Raw genomic sequence first — 18,964 nt, 5'->3', positions numbered from 1 at the left:
TGTGCCAGCGTACGTCGAGAACTCCTCGAGAAGAGCGCTACTCGCCGCGGTCGGCGCGACCGTACTCGGCGGGTGTACGTCGGTGTTCGACGACGAGGGATCGGACTCGAGCGACGAGAACGACGTACCGTCGAACGACGGTGCGGCGGATCTCGACTGGGAACTCCCGGAGGGGTCGCCGCTCGAGCCCGCCGTCGAACCCGAACCCCTCGTCACCGACCTGGCGGTCCCGTGGGACCTCGCGTTCGCCCCGACGGACGAACTCTACGTCACCGAACGCGAGGGGCGCCTGCTGCGATTCGAGACCGAGGCGGTGCTCGAGGCCGGCGGCGATCCGCTCGACGCGACGGACGTGGCGGACGAGAATCGGTGGGAACTGCCGGGCGACCACGCGCAGGGCGTCGCCGTCCATCCCGACTATCCCGACCCAGCGTTCGTCTACGTCTACTACGGCTCGAGCGAGGACAACCGCGTCGGCCGGTTCGACGCGAGCGCGGCCGAGCCACTCGAGACGCTCGAGGTGCTCGTCGAGGGGATGGAGGGTCACCACACGATCGGCGGGCGTATCGCGTTCGGTCCGGAGGGCGACCTCTGGATCACGGACGGGACCTCCGAGGAGGATCCCGCGCAGGACCCGGGTCGGCTCGGCGGGACGATTCTACGGCTGACACCCGACGGCGACCCGTCAGACGAGAATCCGGATCTCGAGGACGCCGATCCGCGGCTGTTCACCTCCGGCCACCGCAATCCCCAGGGGCTCGCCTGGCTGCCCGACGGGACGCCGCTCTGTACCGATCACGGGCCGACCGGCCGGGACGAGATCCAGCGGCTGCGGCCAGGCGCGAACTTCGGCTGGCCGGTCGCCCAGGGCGGCCCCGACGACGAGGAGTACGAGAGCTACGACGACCACGAAGAGTACGAGCCGCCGCTGGTGAACACGGGGCCGGAACTGACCTGGGCGCCCGCCGGCTGCGTCTTCTACGAGGGCGACGCGATCTCCGCCTGGCGCCACCGGTTGCTGGTCGCGACCCTCTACGGGACGCACCTGAACGTCGTCACGCTACTGCCGCCCGACGCCGAACAGCCGCCGCTGGACGGGGAGTCCCGGCGGCACGACGCCGCGTGGCTCGACGAGAGCTACACCGCGACCACCCACCGCGTGCTGGACGACGACCTGGGTCGGATTCGACACGTAACGCAAGCGCCGAACGGCGACGTGCTGGCGGTCACCTCGAACCGCGACGGCGGGGCAGGGTTCGACGAGGATCGATTTCCCCGTGATCGGGACGACGTACTGGTTCGGATTCGAACGGCGTAAGTCGTCGAATTCGGCGGTCTGCTGCACAAACAGGGGTTCTCTTTAATTGAAAGCTTGGCGACGGTTGCTAGCGTAGATATACAATGGATGGCACGATGCAAGCGCTCACCTGGCACGGCGAACAGGACGTCCGCGTCAGCGAGGTTCCGAAGCCCGAGATCGTCAACCCGAACGACGCGATAATCGAGATCACGGCGACCGCCATCTGCGGCTCCGATCTCCACCTCTACAACGGCTACATGCCGTCGATGCGAGAGGGGGACATCATCGGTCACGAGCCGATGGGCGAGGTCGTCGAAGTCGGCGACGAGGTCGAAACCCTCGAAGTGGGCGACCGCGTCGTCGTCCCCTTCACCATCAGCTGTGGCTCCTGCTGGTTCTGCGGAAGCGATATGTACTCCCTCTGTGACAACTCGAACCCGAACGCCGAAATCGCCCGGAAGGTGATGGGCCACTCGCCGGCGGCCCTGTTCGGATACTCCCACATGTTGGGTGGTTACGCCGGCGGGCAGGCCGAGTACCTGCGAATCCCGTACGCCGACGTCGGGCCGGTGACCGTCGACTCCGGCCTGCCGGACGAGCAGGTGCTTTTCCTCTCGGACGTCTTCCCGACGGGATACATGGCCGCCGAAAACGCCGATATCGAGGAGAACGACACGGTCGCGGTCTGGGGCTGCGGAGCGGTCGGTCAGTTCGCCATCCAGAGCGCCTGGATGCTCGGCGCCGAACGAGTGATCGCCATCGACCGGATCCCCGAGCGCCTCGAGATGGCGCGAGAACACGGCGACGCGGAGACGATCGATTTCGAGGAGGACGACGTCTACGACCGGCTCATGGAGATGACCGGGGACCGCGGGCCGGACCGGTGCATCGACGCGGTCGGAACGGAGGCTCACGGTACGGGCCTCGTCGGCTTCGCCGATCAGGCCAAACAGGAGATGCACCTCCAGGAGGACCGTCCCCACGTGCTCCGGCAGGCGATCAAGTGCTGTCGGAAAGGTGGCACGCTCTCGGTTCCCGGCGTCTACCTCGGGCGTTCCGACAACCTCCCGTTCGGCCCGGTGATGAACAAGTCGCTGACGGTGAAGACGGGACAGACGCACGTCCAGCGCTATCTCGATCCACTGCTCGAGAAGATCGAGGAGGGCGAGATCGACCCCTCGTTCGTCATCAGCCACCAGGCGTCGCTCGAGGACGGACCGGAGATGTACGAGACGTTCAACGAGAAGGAAGACGAGTGCATCAAGACCGTGCTGACGCCCTGAGGGCGCTACGCCGGGGATGCACGCTCGAGGTCAGTCACGTTCGACCAGCGTCCCCCCGGCGAGCCCCTCCCACTCGACGCGGTAGCCGAGTTCGGCGAGGATCGCACTCGAGTCACTGATTTCGTACGCCTCGAGCGTCGCTTCGGCCGCCGAGAGCGAGATTCCGGTCTCGATCTCGTCGGCGAGCGACTCGAGCACCGCCGGCCGTACCAGGGTCCGTCCCACCAGTTCGTGCTCGGGGAACGAGACGTCCGCCAGCGCGTCCTCGCTCACGCCGCGGCGGGCGGCGAGGGCCTCGAGCGAGACGACGTCCTCGTCGGGACACAGTTCGTCTGGAAGCGCGGCCGCGCTCTCGGCGACGAGCTGGCGTTCGTACTCCCGGAGCACGTCCGCGACGTCTTTCAGTCGGACCGTCCCCGTGTAGGGGATCGCCCGGAAGTCCCGCGCGGCAATCTCCTCTCCGACGCCGAGGGACTCGTCGACGGCGACGATCAGTTCGACGTCCTCGAGCCCCGCGAGCTGTCCGAGCTTCTTCTCGACGTACTCGGGCGTCCAGAAGCCCATAATTTCGAAGAACACGCGGAACTCGCCGTGCTCACCGTCGGACGAGTCCGACGAGCCGCTGCGGGCACCGCCCGCAGGACGGTAGTCGAACGCGAAGTCGGGGATCATCACCCGCGTTCCCGTCGCGAGCGGCTCCGGTTCGCGCACGAGGTCCCAGTCGAGATCAAGATTCGAGAACCGGGCGGCGAAATCTGCCTCGACGCCGCTGTCGAAGGAGACGTCGGCGACGGGTTCGGCGTTCGGCACCCGGACGGGGTCCTCGTCGGAGAGGGTGAGCGTGCGCTCGGTGCCGCGGTCGTCGATCGTCGCCTCGAGGGACCACTCGTCGGCTTTCGCGACCGTCCGCAGCAGTCGGGCGAAGCGCGTTCCGTACCGGCGGGTCGCCCGAAAGAGGTGGGTCGGGCCGGTGACGATGACTTCGCGGTCGCTTAGCGCAGTCCCGTCGGTCTCGCCGGTCCGCCGGATCTCGTACATCAGCCGCAGCCGCTTGATCGCCGACACCAGCGCCTTCGGATCGCTCGAGCGGACCCGCAGTTCGGTCGCGTCGAACAGCGCCGTCTGGGCCATCGAGAGGTTGTACTGGGCGACCAGTCCGTCGGGGTCCCACCGCGGCTCGACCGCGGTGAGCACCTGACGTTCCTCGAGGTCGGCGTACAGCGTCCGCTCGAGATCGTCAGCGGAGAGGTCGAGACCCTCGGCGCCGCGTTCGAGCGCCATCGCCCGCTCGTCTTCCGTGACGACGCCGACGGCTTCGGCCGCCTCGAACGTGGCTTTTCGGGCGCGTTCGGGCTCGACCGCCGCGTCGGTCTCGAAGATCGCGTCGCGCTCGAGCAGCGCCGAGAAGCCGCGCACGAGTTTGAAGTGCTCCGCATCGCGCTCGAGATCGGTAAGTGCGGTCTCGAGGTCCTCGCGCGGCTTCTCGACGTGGCCCTGGTACGTGCCGATGACGCGGGCGGCGAGCGGACGGTGCTCGCGGCCCGCGAACTGGGGGTGATAGCCGCCGCCAGCCCGCGAGACGCGAAGCAGGTCCTTCGTCAGCATCTACGTCTGCGTCCGCGCGGCGAACGCAAAAGTGAACCGGCATCGCGGGACGCCTTCCGAAACCAGGGTCGATGGGGTCAGTCGTCCGCAGGTTGTCTCCCGCCCGACGTCGGTTCCGGAACGCCGGCGACGTCGGCGCCGGTGCTCGAGGTCGCGAACGTAACGACGACGATCACCGCGATGCAGACAGGCCAGACGAGGATCGGGAAGTAGTCCCCGGCGAAGTACAGGTTACCGATCGACGCTACGAGCCCGGCGACGATGCCGGCCAGGATCGCCTCGCCGGTCGTCCGCTCCCAGAACAGCATGAACAGCAACGGCAGTCCGAACGTCGCGCCGAGGCCGACGTAGGCGAACTCGATGATCTCGAAGATGGTCCCGGGCCGAACGAAGGCGAGGGCGACCCCGCCGAGCGCCAGGACGCCGACCGTTCCTCGGCCGAGCAGAATGAGTTTCGACTGGCTCGCGTCCGGATCGATCTGTTCCTCGTAGAACCGCGTGAAGTCCGACGACGCGACGAGCAGCATCGAGTCCGATGTCGAGAGGATCGCGGAGACGATCGCCGCCAGCAGAATTCCGGCGATGACCGCGGGGAAGAAGTCGACGATCGCCATCATTGCGACGTTCTCCGGGTTGTCGACGGAGCCGTAGAGCACGCGACCGGCCGCGCCGATGAACAGCGGAACCGTGAGTCGGAGCGACTGGAAAGCGACCGCGATGGTCGCCGCAGGACTGAGCAGTCGTTCGGACCGGATCGCCTGGAGACGCATCAGCGAGTGGGGCTGACCGATAGTGCCGAACGCGAACGTCACCCACGCGAGCGTCCCGACGAGCAGGGCCTGTCCGGCGAGACCGCCGGTCATGTCGAACAGCGCCCCGTTGTCGACCGCCGCCGCCTCGGTGACGAACGCCGACCAGCCGCCGATTTCGGCGATCATCAGTACCGGCAGCGTCACCGCAGCGACGAAGATGAGGATCCCCTGAAAGACGTCGGTCCAGATGGAGGCGTTGAATCCGCCGAGCATCGTGTACAGGCCGACGACGACGCCGCCGACGGCGATCGCGATCCCGTAGTTGATCCCGATACCGGTGTCCATCGCTTCGCCGACTGCGATGACCTGCGCACCGATGTACGCGCCCATGAACACGAGGATCGAGAGCGTCGCGACGACGCGAATGTACGTGCTGAGTCGCTCGTCCGTGACCGCCAGCGAGAGGTGGTCGGCGATCGTGATGCTACCGAGGTCCTCGGACTGACGGCGGAACCGAGAGCCGACGTACCGGTACATGAAGATGACGAGGAGGATCATCGTTATCGAGAACCACAGCCCGTTGAGACCGACCGTGAACCCGACGCTGACCCAGGCGAAAAAGGTCCACCCGCTGGCGACCGAGGAGACTTCGGAAATGGCCACCGGCCACGTTCCGACGTCCCGACCCGCGAGCAGGTAATCCGAGAGTCGGTTCGTCTCCGTCGTGAGGAAAAAGTACGCGCCGATGACGAGCAGGATGAGCAGGTACACGCCGAACGTGAGCTGTATCGTCGACAGCACGTTATCGCCTCCCGAGTACCGACACGTAGCCGTCGTTTCGCGTTCGGTCGATCCAGTACAATGCGAGCGTCAGTAGCGGAAGGAGTATCATCGTGAGAACTGCCACGGCACTCCCCGTTGTCAATCCCAGAACCATGACTGGAACTGGCACACACCTTCGACATATACTTACCGACTTTATACACTACACCGGGCTAACACGATCGTATACCGGGTTTCATCGATAACCTCGAGTGGATCGCGACGGATCTCGAACTCGGCGTCAGCGGGTCGTTCATCTGTGACGGCAACACGAATCGGGAGGATTCGTCGATGCGCCCGTTCCACGGGGTTCGCTCACCACACTTGAGGCTACAGGCCGATGCGTTATCCGCACGTTCGTCGGACGGTACACTGAGTGAGAATCGATGACCGGCAAGCAAACGTGGGCGATCCCGGAGGGGTACATCCCCGAAGGGAGCACCGGCCCCGAACCCGAGATGACCAGCCACGAAACGGTCTGCATCCTGAACACGAACGACGAGGACGCGACCGTCGAGATCACCGTCTACTTCACCGACCGCGAACCCATCGGCCCGTTCGAGCGAACCGTCCCCGCGGAACGAACCGCACACTTCCGGTTCAACGAGTTCGAGGACCCCGAGGAGATCCCGAAGGGCGAGGACTTCGCGAGCGTGATCGAGTCGGACGTGCCGGTCGTCTGCCAGCACACGCGACTCGACTCGCGCCAGGCCGAAAACGCGCTGCTCACGACGATCGCACACCCGGGTGAGTGACCGTGGATCCGGAATCGCCGGACGAGGCGGACATCGAGGAGTGGACCAACTGGTCGGGAAGCGTCTCCTTCGAACCCGATCGGATCCTCGAGCCCGAAAGCGAGGACGAACTCCAGGAGATCGTCCGGCAGTGCGCCGAGGAGGACAGGACTGTCCGCGTCGCCGGTGCAGGACACTCCTGGACCCCCGTCGTCAGAACCGACGACATCGTGGTCTCGCTGACGAACATGACCGGGGTCGTCGACCACGACCCCGAGGCGAAGACGGCGACGCTGTACGCCGGGACGACCCTCGAGGAGGCCGGGACGAAACTGCACGACCGGGATCTGGCCCTGCCGAACCTCGGCGACGTCACGATGCAGACCGTCGCCGGGGCGTTCGGAACGGGCACGCACGGCACGGGTCCCGAATTTGAAAACCTCGCCGGGTCGCTCGTCGGCGGTCGGATGGTCACCGGATCGGGCGAGATCCGGGAATTCAGCGCCGAGGACGATCCCGACCTGCTGCGGGCCGCCCAGGTCTCGCTCGGAACGCTCGGGATCTTCACCGAGGTGCAACTGGACTTGCAGACGACCTACAAGATCCAGCGACGCGAGTACTGTACGACCTGGCGGGAGTGCCGGGATCACATCCCGGAGCTGATCGAGGAGAACCGCAACTTCGACTTCTACTGGTACCCCCGGTCGGACGAGGTGAAACTTCGCCTGCTCAACGGGCCGGGCGGCGGCACCGATCACGACGACCTCTCGTACGCGACGCTCGTCGAGACCCAGACCGGTTGGTGGCAGGGGGTCATCCCGGAACACGACGACATCGGTCGCGAGTTCGACGAGATGGAGTACGCCCTGCCAGTCGAGGACGGCCTCGACTGCTTCGAGCGGGTGCGCGAACGCGTGCGCGAGAACTGGCGGGCCGACGTCGGCTGGCGGCTGCTCGTCCGCACCGTGGCGGCCGACGACGCCATGCTCTCGACCGAGTACGAGCGCGACGTGATGACGATCTCGTGCATCCAGAACGCCGAACTCGACCACTGGGAGTACTTCGAAGACATCGAACCGATCTTCCGCGAGTACGACGGCCGCCCGCACTGGGGGAAGAAACACACGCTCCGCGCGCCCGAACTGCGCGAACTGTACCCCGAGTGGGATCGGTTCCAGGAGATCCGCCGCGAGCTGGATCCCGACGGCACGTTCATGACCGACTACCTCGAGGACCTGCTGGCGAACGACGACGAATCGAACGCCGACGACGCGGACGGAGAAGCAGTACCCGACGATCGCACGGAGGCACGACAGAGATGACTGACTCGACGAACGAAAACGACGAGCGACCGATCGGAAAGACGCGCTGGGAGCTCCCCGGCGGACACGTCCCCGTGGACAGCATCGGTCCGGAACCGGAGATGGTCAGCCACGAGCAGCTGTGTCTGCTGAACGCCGGCGACGAGATGGCGACGCTCGAGGTGACGCTGCTGTACGCCGACGGGCACGAAGCGGGGCCGTACCCGCTCACCGTCGCTCCCCGACGCGTACGGCACGTCCGTATCAACGACCTGATCGACCCGTACGCGCCGCCGCTCGGCGAGGAGTACGGGATCGTGCTCGAGTCGAACGTCCCGGTCGTCGTCCAGTGGAGCCGGCAGGACACGCGCCAGACGGAGAACGCGGCGCTCTCGACGATCGCGTACGGAGAGTGAGTTCTCCCTCCTTCTCGGAACAGTCCCGAGCCAGGCGGTCGGTGAACGTTGGTAACCCGTCGCCGGTGGCTCTCACTACCATGCGTGCCTTGTACAATAATGATTGTTAGTTCGTAATGTGCAAACTAAATTTGCGAATGCGTAAATAGCCCTGGCCCGAAACTCGAGTATGGACGAAATCGAACCGCGAGATCCGATCACCGGTGTGCCGATCGAACAGGACGACCCCCAGGTCTACCTCCCCGGGACGCCGACCGTCTCGTTCACGAGGTACCTCGAGCTGGCCATCAACAGGCTGTTTCGCTGAGACGGGACCGTCGAAATCGACAATTGGTGTCGTAGTGCGCCCGTCGTCGACGCGGCTCACCTGCTATCGCCATCCGCTCACGGAGGGGTCCAGTATCCAGTCGAAGCCGTCGATCACGGCCTGTTTTCCGCCGGTCTCGACGATCTCCCCGTGCCCTGGAATCACCCGGTCGAAATCCCACGCCAGGAGATCCCGAATCGACCGGCGGAGTGTCGCCTCGTTTTTCACCGTCAGCCGATAGTCGAGGGTGGGTCGAACGCGCTGGTACACCCCTGCAATCCGCGCCATGAGTCGCGTTTTCAGCGGACTATCTGCCCCGATAGGATACCCGACGTCGCCGAGAATGACCGTCCCGCTCGGCCGGTGGAAGAACGCGATCTCGGTGAGCCACCGATTCCCGAGGATCGCGACCTGATCGATGTCGGGGGCCCAGCGCGGATCGGGCGTGTCCCCGAGCAGCTGATCGAACGTCAGGTCGGAGCGGCGGACCTCGAGTCCCGGCGCGGCGAGCAGTTCGGCTCGAGGGTACGCCTCCCGGTACTGCTCCATGTAGAGATGGCCGTGAAGCTTGCTCGCCGGGGCCACGAAGCGAACCTCCCCCAGGTCGTCGAGCGCCGACCGGAGCGCCGGCGTCAACTCGGCGGGCGACTGGACGAAGAGCCCGCCGCTCGAGAGCCGGATGACGGTCATGATCCGACCGATCTCGAACCCGAGAAACCGAAGCGGTTCTTCGTACGTCCAGAGCTGGTGCCCTCTGTGTTCGAGCATACTGCATCCACGACGGAGCGGCTCGTAAAGCTGCGTCCGAGTAGCTCGCCCGCGAAGGACGAGTGCATCCGCGAGCGCTCACGTGATCAACGTGATCAGGACGAACAGCGTCACGATCGAGACCAGCGTCGTGGCGAAGACGTTCAGCGACGCGAACTCCTCGTCGCCCTCGAGTTCGGCGGCGAAAACGTACGTCGAGACGGCGGTCGGCGTCCCTAGCATTACGACGGAGGCGACGAACGTCGCGGTGTCGACGGCCAGCGCCGAGAAGACGATCCACGCGAGCACGGGCATGGCGACGATCTTCAGCGCGACGACGGAGCCGGTCGCGCCGTAGTCGACCGACGGGAGGTCGATCTCGAGTGATGCGCCCACGCAGAGGAGGGCAAGCGGGAGCGCGAGCGATCCGACGGCGTCGAGGCCGAGCACGACGGCTCCCGGGAACGTGACGCCGATCGATCCGATCGCGAGGCCGGCGATCAGCGACAGCAAAACGGGGTTCGCCGCCAGCCCGCGTATCTCCTCGGCGAGTTCCGCGTCGGCGCCGTTGACCGTCGACAGGACGAGAATCGTCAGCGGCACCTGTACGAGGGTCACGACCCCGAGAATCACGCTCGCGATCGCGGTTACGTGGTCGGCGAACGTCGCCGCAACCAGGGGCAGTCCGAGATAGCCCAGGTTCGAGTGGTACGACTGAACGATCGCGACGCTCTGTCGGCCGCTCGTCTCCTGATTACGGTGGACGACCCACGCGAGTCCCGCCGTCGTGAACAGCACGAGCAGCAACCCCCCGACCAGCGCCAGCGACAGCAACTCGCCGATCGCCTGATCGTAGGTGGAGACGAAGATGAGCGCCGGGAGCGCGACGTAGTAGGCGACGGCATTCAGTTTGTCGGTCCGTCCAGCGTCGAGAATACCGGATGCTCGGAGCCCGGTCCCGACGAGGAGGACGACGAGCAACGCCAGCAACCGGACGAGAATCTCCATGTTCGTCCGGAGTCGACTCGGACTTTTCTACCGTGGGGCTGGCTATGACGGCGTGGTGGCGACGACGGTAGAACGGTTCGCCAGCAGTTAGTCCCGCCTGCGGTTCGCCGTCCGCTCTTCGCTGGTGTCCGCGGCGACGATCTCGTACAACATCGCTCGACTTCCGTCTTCCTTCGGCCGCAGAATGCGTCCGAGTCGCTGGGTGAACTCCCGCTCGCTGCCGCTTCCCGAGAGCACCACCGCGACGTTCGCGTCGGGGACGTCGACCCCCTCGTCGAGAACGTTCGACGTTCCGATTCGGGTGTACGTTCCCTCGCGGAAGCGCTCCAGGATCTCCCGCCGTTCCGCGGCACCCGTCTGATGGGTGATCGTCGGGACGAGGAATCGCTCGCTGACGTCGTACGCGAGGTCGTTGTACGCCGTGAAGACGATGATCCGCTCGTCGCGGTGGTCGTCGAGGATCTCCTCGAGCGCGTCGACCTTGGCCCGACTGCCGTAGACGATCTCGCGGGCACGCTGGCGCGCGAGCAGCGCCTCGCGGGCCTCGGGATCCGAGCCCGAGCGCTTGACGAGTTCCTGGTAGTCCGAGCCGCTCGAAAACTGGATGTTGGACCTCGCGAGGTAGTCCGCGAAGACCTCCTGATTCCGGTCGTACGCCTCGCGTTCGTCCGGGGTGAGCGACACCTCGAGTCGCTTCACGTCGTAGGGGGCCAGGTGGTCGCCCGCCAGTTCGTCGGGCGCGATGCGGTAGACGCGCGGGCCGACGATCGTTTCGATTACCTCGTGAGCACCGTCGGGACGTTCGAACGTCGCGGTGAGCCCCAGCCGTGCGGGAGCGGCGAGCAGGCGCGCAATCTCGCGGTACCCCTCGCCGCCGAGGTGGTGGACCTCGTCGAAGACGACGAGTCCGAAGCGGTCGCCCACCGAGTCGGCTTTGAGGTACGCCGAGTCGTACGTCGACACCGTGATCGGCTCGAGTCGCTGCTCGCCGCCGCCGAAGCGGCCGATCTCGCACCCGAACTCGCGCTCGAGTTCCCGCTGCCACTGCTCGAGCAGATCGATCGTCGGAACGACCACGAGCGTCGGCACGGCGAGGCGTTCGATCGCCTTCAGCGCGATGACGGTCTTCCCGCTCCCCGTGGGGAGTTCGAGGATGCCCGCGGGAGCGCGCTCAGCGGGTGTCGTTCCGTCGCGGTCGATGTCGCTCCACCGATCGGTCTCGAGCCACGCCGAGAGCGCCTCGCGCTGGTACTCGCGGAGTTCGTACGCGGACCGAAGGTCCGAGAGTGGTTCGGCGTCGAGCACGCGATCCTCGAAGGCGACACCGTGCTGAGAGAGCGCCACACGGCAGGCCGCGTAGCGAAACGCGGGCACTCGCCAGCCGTCCGTCCGTGGATCGGGCTCGAGTTCGGGGACTCGCTCTCGGATCGTCGACGCGAGTGCGGACTCGAGCCCGTCGAGGCGGACGGTCCCGTCCTCGTACCGGAGTTCGACCGCGGGATCACCCCTCGTCTCTGGCGACGTCACGCCCGGTACTCCGCACGGGACCCACATATACTGTCGGCCGTGGATCGGCGAGATGGAGTCGCCGGCCGATTTCGGCGATTCCCACGGACAGCGACGGCCGATCGTCTCCCTCGTCGGATCGATTCCGCAGCGAGGGTGGACCTCAACCCTTTTATTACCGCTGTTCGTTGACTGGGACATGAGCGAAGACGAGGGCACGAACGCGTCCGCCCAGGGTGTCCCGTCCGAGGACCGATCCGACGACGGCGAACCGGCCGACGTCGAGGCCGAGGGGACGACAGGGGAATCGGAGTCGGAATCAGCGGCCGAGTCGACGGCCGCCGAGTCGGACGCGAGCCAGGACGAGACGGCGGTTCCCGAAACGAGCGAGGACGTCCAGGAACTCTTGGACCGGATCACCGAGCACGACGACGACCTCGCCCACCAGGTGAACGGGATCGTCGACGAAGCGCGCCAGCTCAACGAGACCGTCGCCCAGCAGCGCGAGGAACTCGAGGATCTCGACGAACGAGTCGAGGAACAGGCCGAAACGATTGACGAACTTCGGACCGAACTCGAGGAGTCCGAAGCCGAGGTCGACGACCTGAAGAACCGCCTCAAGCGCAAGCAGGCCGACTTCCAGAACTACAAGAAACGCGCCAAAAAGCGTCAACAGCAGATGAAAGACCGCGCGACGGAGGACCTCGTCGAGCGACTCGTCGGCGTTCGTGACAACCTGAAACGCGCCCTCGAGGAAGAGAGCGGCGACGCCGAGAGCCTGCGCGACGGCGTCGAGATGACGCTCCGGGAGTTCGACCGCGTGCTCGAGGACGAGAACGTCTCGGAGATCACTCCCGACCCGGGGACCGAGGTCGATCCCCAGCGCCACGAAGTGATGATGCAGGTCGACAGCTCCGAGCCCGAAGGGTCGGTCGCCGACGTCTACACGCCCGGCTACGAGATGGGTGAGAAAGTGATCCAGAACGCCCAGGTGACCGTCTCCAACGGCACCCTCGAGGCGACCGGTGAAGACGAAGCGTCCGATTCGGAGAACGGATCGGCAGACGACGGATCCGAGACGACCGACGCCGAGTAAGTTTTCGAAGCGGAACCCCCGTTCCGGACCACTGTCGACGCAGTCTCGTTTCCATAGCGAGCACAGTTCTCCGGCGGTGTTCTACAGTACACCAACAGTGACCACGGTTTTCCAGAAGTGACCACGGTTCTCTAGCGGTCACTCCACATGCAGGTGCGCCCACCTGTAGTTGGTCCTATCGTCACCATCAGTTGGTCCCGCCGTCACTGTCAGTCGGTTCCGTCATCACTGGTCTCGCGCCGGCGAGTGGCTACCGACCGCTGGAGCGAACTCGAGCGAACGGGAGAACGGATTTGAACTGTCGACGCCAGAAATCGAAATCCCCTCAGAACCGACAGGGGACCCTCTCCGACATCCTAAGACGTTAAATTCTATAATCCAAAGTGCGCCGATCTTCTGTGACAAGCTTTAAACCAAAGTGAGCACAACCCCTCTCGTGATGGCGAGCAACAAGATTCTCGGAGTCGACCTTGGGACGACGAACAGCGCGTTCGCGGTGATGGAAGGTGGCGATCCGGAGATCATCGTCAACGGCGAAGGCGAACGGACGACACCCTCCGTCGTCGCGTTCACCGACGACGACGAACGGCTCGTCGGCAAACCCGCCAAGAACCAGGCTGTTCAGAACCCCGATCGGACGATTCAGTCGATCAAGCGCCACATGGGCGAGGACGATTATGCGGTCGAGATCGAGGGCGAGGAGTACACGCCCGAAGAGATCTCGGCGATGATCCTCCAGAAGATCAAACACGACGCCGAGGAGTATCTCGGCGACGACGTCGAAAAGGCCGTCATTACGGTTCCCGCCTACTTCAACGACAAACAGCGCCAGGCGACCAAAGACGCCGGCGAGATCGCCGGCTTCGAGGTCGAGCGCATCGTCAACGAGCCGACGGCTGCGTCGATGGCCTACGGCCTCGACGACGAGTCCGACCAGACCGTGCTCGTCTACGACCTCGGTGGCGGTACTTTCGACGTCTCTCTTCTCGATCTCGGCGGCGGCGTCTACGAGGTCGTCGCAACCAACGGTGACAACGACCTCGGTGGCGACGACTGGGACGAGGCGATCATGGATTACCTCGCCGAGGAGTTCGAGGCCGAACACGGCGTCGATCTCCGCGAGGACCGGCAGGCGCTCCAGCGCCTGAAAGACGCGGCCGAGGAAGCCAAGATCGAACTCTCCTCGCGCAAGGAGACCGAGATCAACCTGCCGTTCATCACGGCGACCGACGACGGTCCGATCCACCTCGAGGAGTCCATGACGCGGGCCAAGTTCGAGTCGCTAACCCAGGACCTGATCGAGCGCACGGTCGAGCCAACCGAGCAGGCGCTCGAGGACGCCGGCTACGAGAAGGACGACATCGACGAGGTTCTCCTGGTCGGCGGTTCGACCCGGATGCCCCAGGTCGCGGAGAAGGTCGAGGAGCTGACGGGTCAGGAGCCCCAGAAGAACGTCAACCCCGACGAGGCCGTCGCGCTCGGCGCGGCGATCCAGGGCGGCGTTCTCGGCGGCGAGGTCGACGACATCGTGCTGCTCGACGTCACGCCGCTCTCGCTCGGTATCGAGGTCAAGGGCGGCCTCTTCGAGCGACTCATCGAGAAGAACACGACGATTCCGACCGAGGAGTCGAAGATCTTCACCACCGCGGCGGACAACCAGACCTCGGTGCAGGTCCGGGTCTTCCAGGGCGAGCGCGAACTCGCCGAAAAGAACGAGATGCTGGGCGAGTTCCACCTGAGCGGCATCCCGCCGGCCCCCGCCGGAACGCCCCAGATCGAGGTCACGTTCTCCATCGACGAGAACGGGATCGTCAACGTCTCCGCCGAGGACAAGGGCACCGGTACCAGCGAGGAGATCACCATCGAGGGTGGTGCCGGCCTCTCCGACGACGAGATCGAGCAGATGCAGGAGGAAGCCGAGAAACACGCCGAGGAAGACGAGAAGAAGCGCCAGCGCATCGAGGCGCGCAACACCGCCGAGGCGACGATCCAGCGCGCCGAGACGCTGCTCGAGGAGAACGAAGAGGAGGTCGACGACGACCTGCGCGCGGACATCGAATCGGCCGTCGAGGACTTAGAGGAGACGATCGACGACGACGATGCCGACGCCGAGGACATCGAGGAGGCGACCGAGACCCTGAGCACGGAGCTTCAGGAGATCGGCAAGCAGATGTACCAGCAGGAAGCCGGCGCCGCAGGTGCCGGCGGCGCTGCAGGTGCTGGTGGCGCCGCAGGCGGTGCGGCCGGTGCCGGCCCCGGCGGAATGGGCGGCATGGGCGGCGGCCCGAACCCGGGTCCGGGCGGTGCGGCTGCTGACGGCGAGGACGAGGAGTTCGTCGACGCCGACTTCGAGGACGTCGACGAAGACGACGACGAGTAACGCGAGGGGTCGTTTTCTTCGTCGTCAACTAACCGCTGCGGTCGAGTCGCAAGCGCTGCACCCGCGAGCGACCAGCGGGAGCGAGCGGATTTTTCATCGAAGTTTTTGCGCCCAGCGCGGGATCAAAGGTCCCGCGAGCCGTGCGAATAGTGCGAGACCGAAGTCTCGCATACCGTGCGAACGGACGCTATGCGTCCGTGAGCAGAGGGCACTTCGTGCCCGTGAGCAGAGAGAGGTGAGCGAGCAACGCGAGCGAACCCGAGGCGGAAAAACTTCGGAACGGTCGTTTCAAGTGTCTCAACCGAGTACCGGTGGAACAACGAATGAGCGAGGACTTCTACGACGTTCTCGGCGTGAGTCGCGACGCCTCTGCCGAGGAGATCAAGCAGGCGTACCGGAAGAAGGCCACCGAGTACCATCCGGACGTCAGCGACGATCCTGACGCCGAGGAGAAATTCAAGAAGATCCAGAAGGCGAAGCAGGTCCTCACGGACGAGGAGAAGCGCGACGCCTACGATCAGATGGGACACGACCGCTACGAGCAGGCCGAAAAGCACGGCTACGACGCCAGCGACGCCGGTCCCGGCGGGATGGGTGGCGGCCCGTTCGGCGGGATGGGCGGTGGCGGCGGGATGGGTGGCGGCGGTCTCGGCGACATCTTCGAACAGGTCTTCGGCGGCGGTGGCGGCCGCGGTCGACGGCGGCCGCGGAAGGGTCGCGACCTGCGAACCGGACTCGAGATCACGCTCGAGGAGGCCTACGAAGGTGTCGAGAAGCAGTTCACGGTCGAGCGGCCGGAGGAGTGTGACGTCTGTGACGGCGAGGGTCATCCGCCGGAGGCGGACGCCCAGACCTGCCCGGAGTGTCAGGGTCGCGGGCAGGTGACCCAGGTTCAGCAGACGCCGCTCGGGCGCGTCCAGCAGACGACGTCCTGTCCCCGCTGTGAGGGCGAGGGGACGCTGTACTCCGAAACCTGCGGCGAGTGTCGCGGCGAGGGCTACGTCCGCGGCGAGGCGACGCTCACGGTCGAAGTGCCGGCGGGAATTCAGGACGGGCAGACGCTTCGCATGGAGCGCGAGGGGGCGCCGAGCCCCGAGGGTGGTCCCCGCGGCGACCTGCTGATCGACGTCGCCATCGCCGAGCACGAGCAGTTCGAGCGGGAAGGCGACGATCTGCGCTACCGACTCCCCATCTCGTTCCCGCAGGCGACGTTCGGGGACACGGTCGAGGTGCCGACCCTCGAGGGGAGCGTCGAGTTCGAGGTTCCGGACGGGACCCAGAGCGGCGAAACGTTCCGACTCAAGGGGAAAGGGATGCCGCGTCTTCGCGGCCGCGGACAGGGCAACCTCTACGTAAAGGTCCAGATCGTGACGCCCGACTCGCTCAACGAGGAGCAACGCGAGGCGCTCGAGGCCTTCGCCGAGGCCGGCGGCGACGAGATCGACGTCAACGACGGCTTCTTCGAGAGAATCAAGCGAGCGTTTTAACAACTTCCCAACATCGCGACGCGGCGGTAAGGGGGTAACGACGGACTGTTTCGATCGTGTAACCACGGTCGCTACCCAGTGTATAAGTATATGGTAACGGCTGATAGCTGTCCTCGATGAACATCCGCGAGGCATATCAGACCGCAAACCGGGTGCGCAATCTGGTCCGCGACGAGCGACAGGACGGGCAGATGTTCGACTTCACGCCCAGAGAGCGTCTCTGGCTCTACAGACGGCGGTTTTTGAGCAAGTCGGGTGTGCTCTACGATTTCGACACTTACGAGCCGACGACGTATCTCGACGATTATCAGCGGTACATCCGCTCGGGTCGGATCAACGGCCACTGGGGCGCGCTGATCGACAACAAACTCGCCTTTCACCAGATCCTCCGCGAGTTCCCGTCCTACCGGTCGACGGTGTACGGGCTGCTCAAGGACGGTCAGTTCCACGTGTTCGAGTCGGACGACGACGGAGCGATCGCGAGTGACGGCGGTATCGAACTCGAACATCCGTCCGACCCCGAGTCCTCGCGGCCGTCTGTGGATCCGGTCGAGTGGCTCGACGGGACCCTCTCGGACGGAGATCGCCTCGTGCTGAAGTGGTTCAGCGGCGGCGGCGGAAACAACGTTCACTTTCTCGAGCGCGAGGACGGACGATACCTGTACGACGGCACGCCGGTGAGTGACGCCGAACTCGCCGAGGCGCTCGCGGATCTCGAGGACTATCTCGTCTGTGAGTTCGTCGAACAGGACGAGTACGCCGACGAGTTGTATCCCGACACGGTAAACACGATCCGGGTTCTCACGATGTACGACGAGACTGCACAGGAGGCGTTCATTCCGATCGCAGTCCAGCGAATCGGCACCAGCAACTCCGTCCCCGTGGACAACTTTTCGAAGGGTGGGTTGAGCGCGGAAGTCGACCGAGAAGCTGGAGAACTCAGCGCCGGTGCGCACTACTACCACGAGGACTCCGTTAGCTGGCACGAAACGCATCCCGAAACGGGCGCTCGTATCGAGGGAACCGAGATTCCCGGCTGGGAAGAGATCCGTGACAAACTGCTCGAGATCGCCAACACGCTCTCACACATGCCCTACGTCGGCTGGGACATCGTCGTCACGGGCGACGGCGAATTCAAGATCATCGAGGGGAACAGCCGGACGGGCGTCGCCGCGATGCAGGTCCACCGCCCGCTCCTGGCCGACGATCGGACCCGGCGATTTTACCAGCGACACGACGTCGTCTGATCGGCGACGTCACCCTCCCCCGTCAGAAAATCCACGGCCTCGACGAGTCGAGGGGGAGGCGCGACGGACGGTTCGAAATGTCGCCACCGACGACGGGGCGGGGTGATCTCGACGACGAACTCGGCGGACTTTTGAGTCAGTGCACGAATCTCCTCGTATGGAGACGGTCGACGGTCTACTGACGCGCGATCGACGCGACGACCGGACGGCGTTGGTCGACGCGACCGGCCGCGAGTTCGACGTCCACTGGCTCTGTACGACCTCCTGGAAGGCCGGCAACTTCCTCCGCCACTCGGGCGTTCGGGAGGGTGTCACCGTCGGGGTCGTCGGCAGCGGCCCGCTCGCACTGCTCGCATTTTTCGGAACGACGTTGCTCGAGGGCACCACGCGGTTCGATCCGCCGACGGATCTCACTGACGACGCCGACTTCCGAACCCTCGTCGCACCGACCGAGGACATCGGATCGTACGAGCTGCCGCCCGGGGCACAGCGAGTCTGCTACGGTGACGATCCCGACGAACCCGGCGTGCATCACTTCGACGCCGGCCTCTGGAGCGAGAATCCGTCGTTCCCACCGCTCTCGATCGATCCCGAGACGGCGCTCCTGACCGACGGCAACCGGTGGGTGACTCACGAGGAGGCGCTCGAGGCGGCCCGCGAAGTAGTCGACGCGCACGGACTCGAGACGGGAGACCGCGTCGTCGTCAGAGCGTCGCTCTCGGACCCGCGGGCCGTGGTCGCCGGCGTGATCGCGCCGTTGCTCGCCGAGAGTGTCATCGTCCTCACTGAGGGCGAGCACGCGGACGAAGACGTAGTAACCGAGGACGGCGACGGACGAGGCGAGATCGCCGTCTCGAGCGAACCGGTTCCCGAACCGGACCGAATCGATCTGAACGCCGTCGATCTCTGAAACGGGCGGGGACCTCGAACTTGCGTCGTCCGTGGGGGAGAGCTGTTTTGCTCGAGAAACGTC

General features: G+C 65.4%; 16 protein-coding genes. 11 read left to right on the top strand and 5 right to left on the bottom strand.

Features of this window, described 5'->3' with window-relative positions; genetic code table 11:
- Position 1 precedes the first annotated feature (1 nt).
- Both CV102_RS09710 and CV102_RS09705 read left to right on the top strand, forming a co-directional pair.
- Entirely contained in the window at positions 2-1,318 is a 1,317-nt protein-coding gene (locus CV102_RS09710; protein WP_148857798.1) for a PQQ-dependent sugar dehydrogenase, read from the top strand.
- Positions 1,319-1,413: 95 nt separating this feature from the next.
- Positions 1,414-2,583 carry a zinc-dependent alcohol dehydrogenase gene (locus CV102_RS09705; RefSeq protein WP_148857981.1) on the top strand — a complete coding sequence of 390 codons (1,170 nt, stop codon included), beginning with the start codon at positions 1,414-1,416 and terminating at the stop codon, positions 2,581-2,583.
- A gap of 30 nt (positions 2,584-2,613) precedes the next feature.
- Here the strand turns inward: CV102_RS09705 and CV102_RS09700 are convergent, their stop codons facing one another.
- Together CV102_RS09700 and CV102_RS09695 are read right to left on the bottom strand one after the other, a co-directional pair.
- Positions 2,614-4,188, bottom strand: coding sequence for a DUF790 family protein (locus tag CV102_RS09700; protein WP_148857797.1), 1,575 nt, complete (start codon positions 4,186-4,188; stop codon positions 2,614-2,616).
- 77 nt (positions 4,189-4,265) lie between these two features.
- Positions 4,266-5,738 (bottom strand): sodium/proline symporter, encoded by a 1,473-nt coding sequence (locus tag CV102_RS09695; RefSeq protein WP_148857980.1) that lies wholly within the window; start codon positions 5,736-5,738, stop codon positions 4,266-4,268.
- Between the two features lie 410 nt (positions 5,739-6,148).
- Here CV102_RS09695 and CV102_RS09690 point away from each other — a divergent pair, with 410 nt between their 5' ends.
- From CV102_RS09690 to CV102_RS25875, 4 genes are all read left to right on the top strand, one after another.
- On the top strand, positions 6,149-6,517 hold the full coding sequence (locus CV102_RS09690; RefSeq protein WP_148857796.1) for a sensory rhodopsin transducer: 369 nt from the start codon (positions 6,149-6,151) through the stop codon (positions 6,515-6,517).
- Between the two features lie 2 nt (positions 6,518-6,519).
- Positions 6,520-7,818 carry a D-arabinono-1,4-lactone oxidase gene (locus CV102_RS09685; protein ID WP_148857795.1) on the top strand — a complete coding sequence of 433 codons (1,299 nt, stop codon included), beginning with the start codon at positions 6,520-6,522 and terminating at the stop codon, positions 7,816-7,818.
- Complete coding sequence (locus CV102_RS09680; RefSeq protein ID WP_148857794.1) at positions 7,815-8,213, top strand: sensory rhodopsin transducer; 399 nt, start codon at positions 7,815-7,817, stop codon at positions 8,211-8,213. The genes CV102_RS09685 and CV102_RS09680 overlap by 4 nt, the downstream gene beginning before the upstream one ends.
- Before the next feature lie 169 nt (positions 8,214-8,382).
- Entirely contained in the window at positions 8,383-8,520 is a 138-nt protein-coding gene (locus CV102_RS25875; RefSeq protein ID WP_187432913.1) for a hypothetical protein, read from the top strand.
- A 63-nt stretch (positions 8,521-8,583) separates the two neighbouring features.
- Here the strand turns inward: CV102_RS25875 and CV102_RS09675 are convergent, their stop codons facing one another.
- The 3 genes from CV102_RS09675 to CV102_RS09665 form a co-directional block, all read right to left on the bottom strand.
- Positions 8,584-9,288 carry a DUF4336 domain-containing protein gene (locus CV102_RS09675; protein ID WP_148857793.1) on the bottom strand — a complete coding sequence of 235 codons (705 nt, stop codon included), beginning with the start codon at positions 9,286-9,288 and terminating at the stop codon, positions 8,584-8,586.
- A gap of 78 nt (positions 9,289-9,366) precedes the next feature.
- Positions 9,367-10,275: an AEC family transporter gene (locus CV102_RS09670; RefSeq protein WP_148857792.1), complete on the bottom strand. Its 909-nt coding sequence runs from the start codon at positions 10,273-10,275 to the stop codon at positions 9,367-9,369.
- An 87-nt stretch (positions 10,276-10,362) separates the two neighbouring features.
- Positions 10,363-11,829: a DEAD/DEAH box helicase gene (locus CV102_RS09665; RefSeq protein WP_148857791.1), complete on the bottom strand. Its 1,467-nt coding sequence runs from the start codon at positions 11,827-11,829 to the stop codon at positions 10,363-10,365.
- 151 nt (positions 11,830-11,980) lie between these two features.
- Here CV102_RS09665 and grpE point away from each other — a divergent pair, with 151 nt between their 5' ends.
- The 5 genes from grpE (at position 11,981) to CV102_RS09640 (ending at position 18,901) form a co-directional block, all read left to right on the top strand.
- Positions 11,981-12,877 (top strand): nucleotide exchange factor GrpE, encoded by an 897-nt coding sequence (gene grpE / locus CV102_RS09660; RefSeq protein ID WP_148857790.1) that lies wholly within the window; start codon positions 11,981-11,983, stop codon positions 12,875-12,877.
- Between the two features lie 439 nt (positions 12,878-13,316).
- On the top strand, positions 13,317-15,257 hold the full coding sequence (dnaK, locus tag CV102_RS09655) for a molecular chaperone DnaK (protein ID WP_148857789.1): 1,941 nt from the start codon (positions 13,317-13,319) through the stop codon (positions 15,255-15,257).
- Between the two features lie 323 nt (positions 15,258-15,580).
- Positions 15,581-16,744, top strand: a complete 1,164-nt coding sequence (dnaJ, locus tag CV102_RS09650) for a molecular chaperone DnaJ (RefSeq protein ID WP_148857788.1) — start codon at positions 15,581-15,583, stop codon at positions 16,742-16,744.
- Positions 16,745-16,860: 116 nt separating this feature from the next.
- Positions 16,861-17,991: a sugar-transfer associated ATP-grasp domain-containing protein gene (locus CV102_RS09645; RefSeq protein ID WP_148857787.1), complete on the top strand. Its 1,131-nt coding sequence runs from the start codon at positions 16,861-16,863 to the stop codon at positions 17,989-17,991.
- A 157-nt stretch (positions 17,992-18,148) separates the two neighbouring features.
- Positions 18,149-18,901, top strand: coding sequence for a hypothetical protein (locus CV102_RS09640; protein ID WP_148857786.1), 753 nt, complete (start codon positions 18,149-18,151; stop codon positions 18,899-18,901).
- The last annotated feature ends 63 nt before the right edge of the window (positions 18,902-18,964 follow it).

This window comes from Natronococcus pandeyae, from assembly GCF_008122205.1.
Taxonomy (GTDB): Archaea; Halobacteriota; Halobacteria; order Halobacteriales; family Natrialbaceae; genus Natronococcus; species Natronococcus pandeyae.
This window is presented reverse-complemented; position numbering and strand designations above follow the sequence as displayed.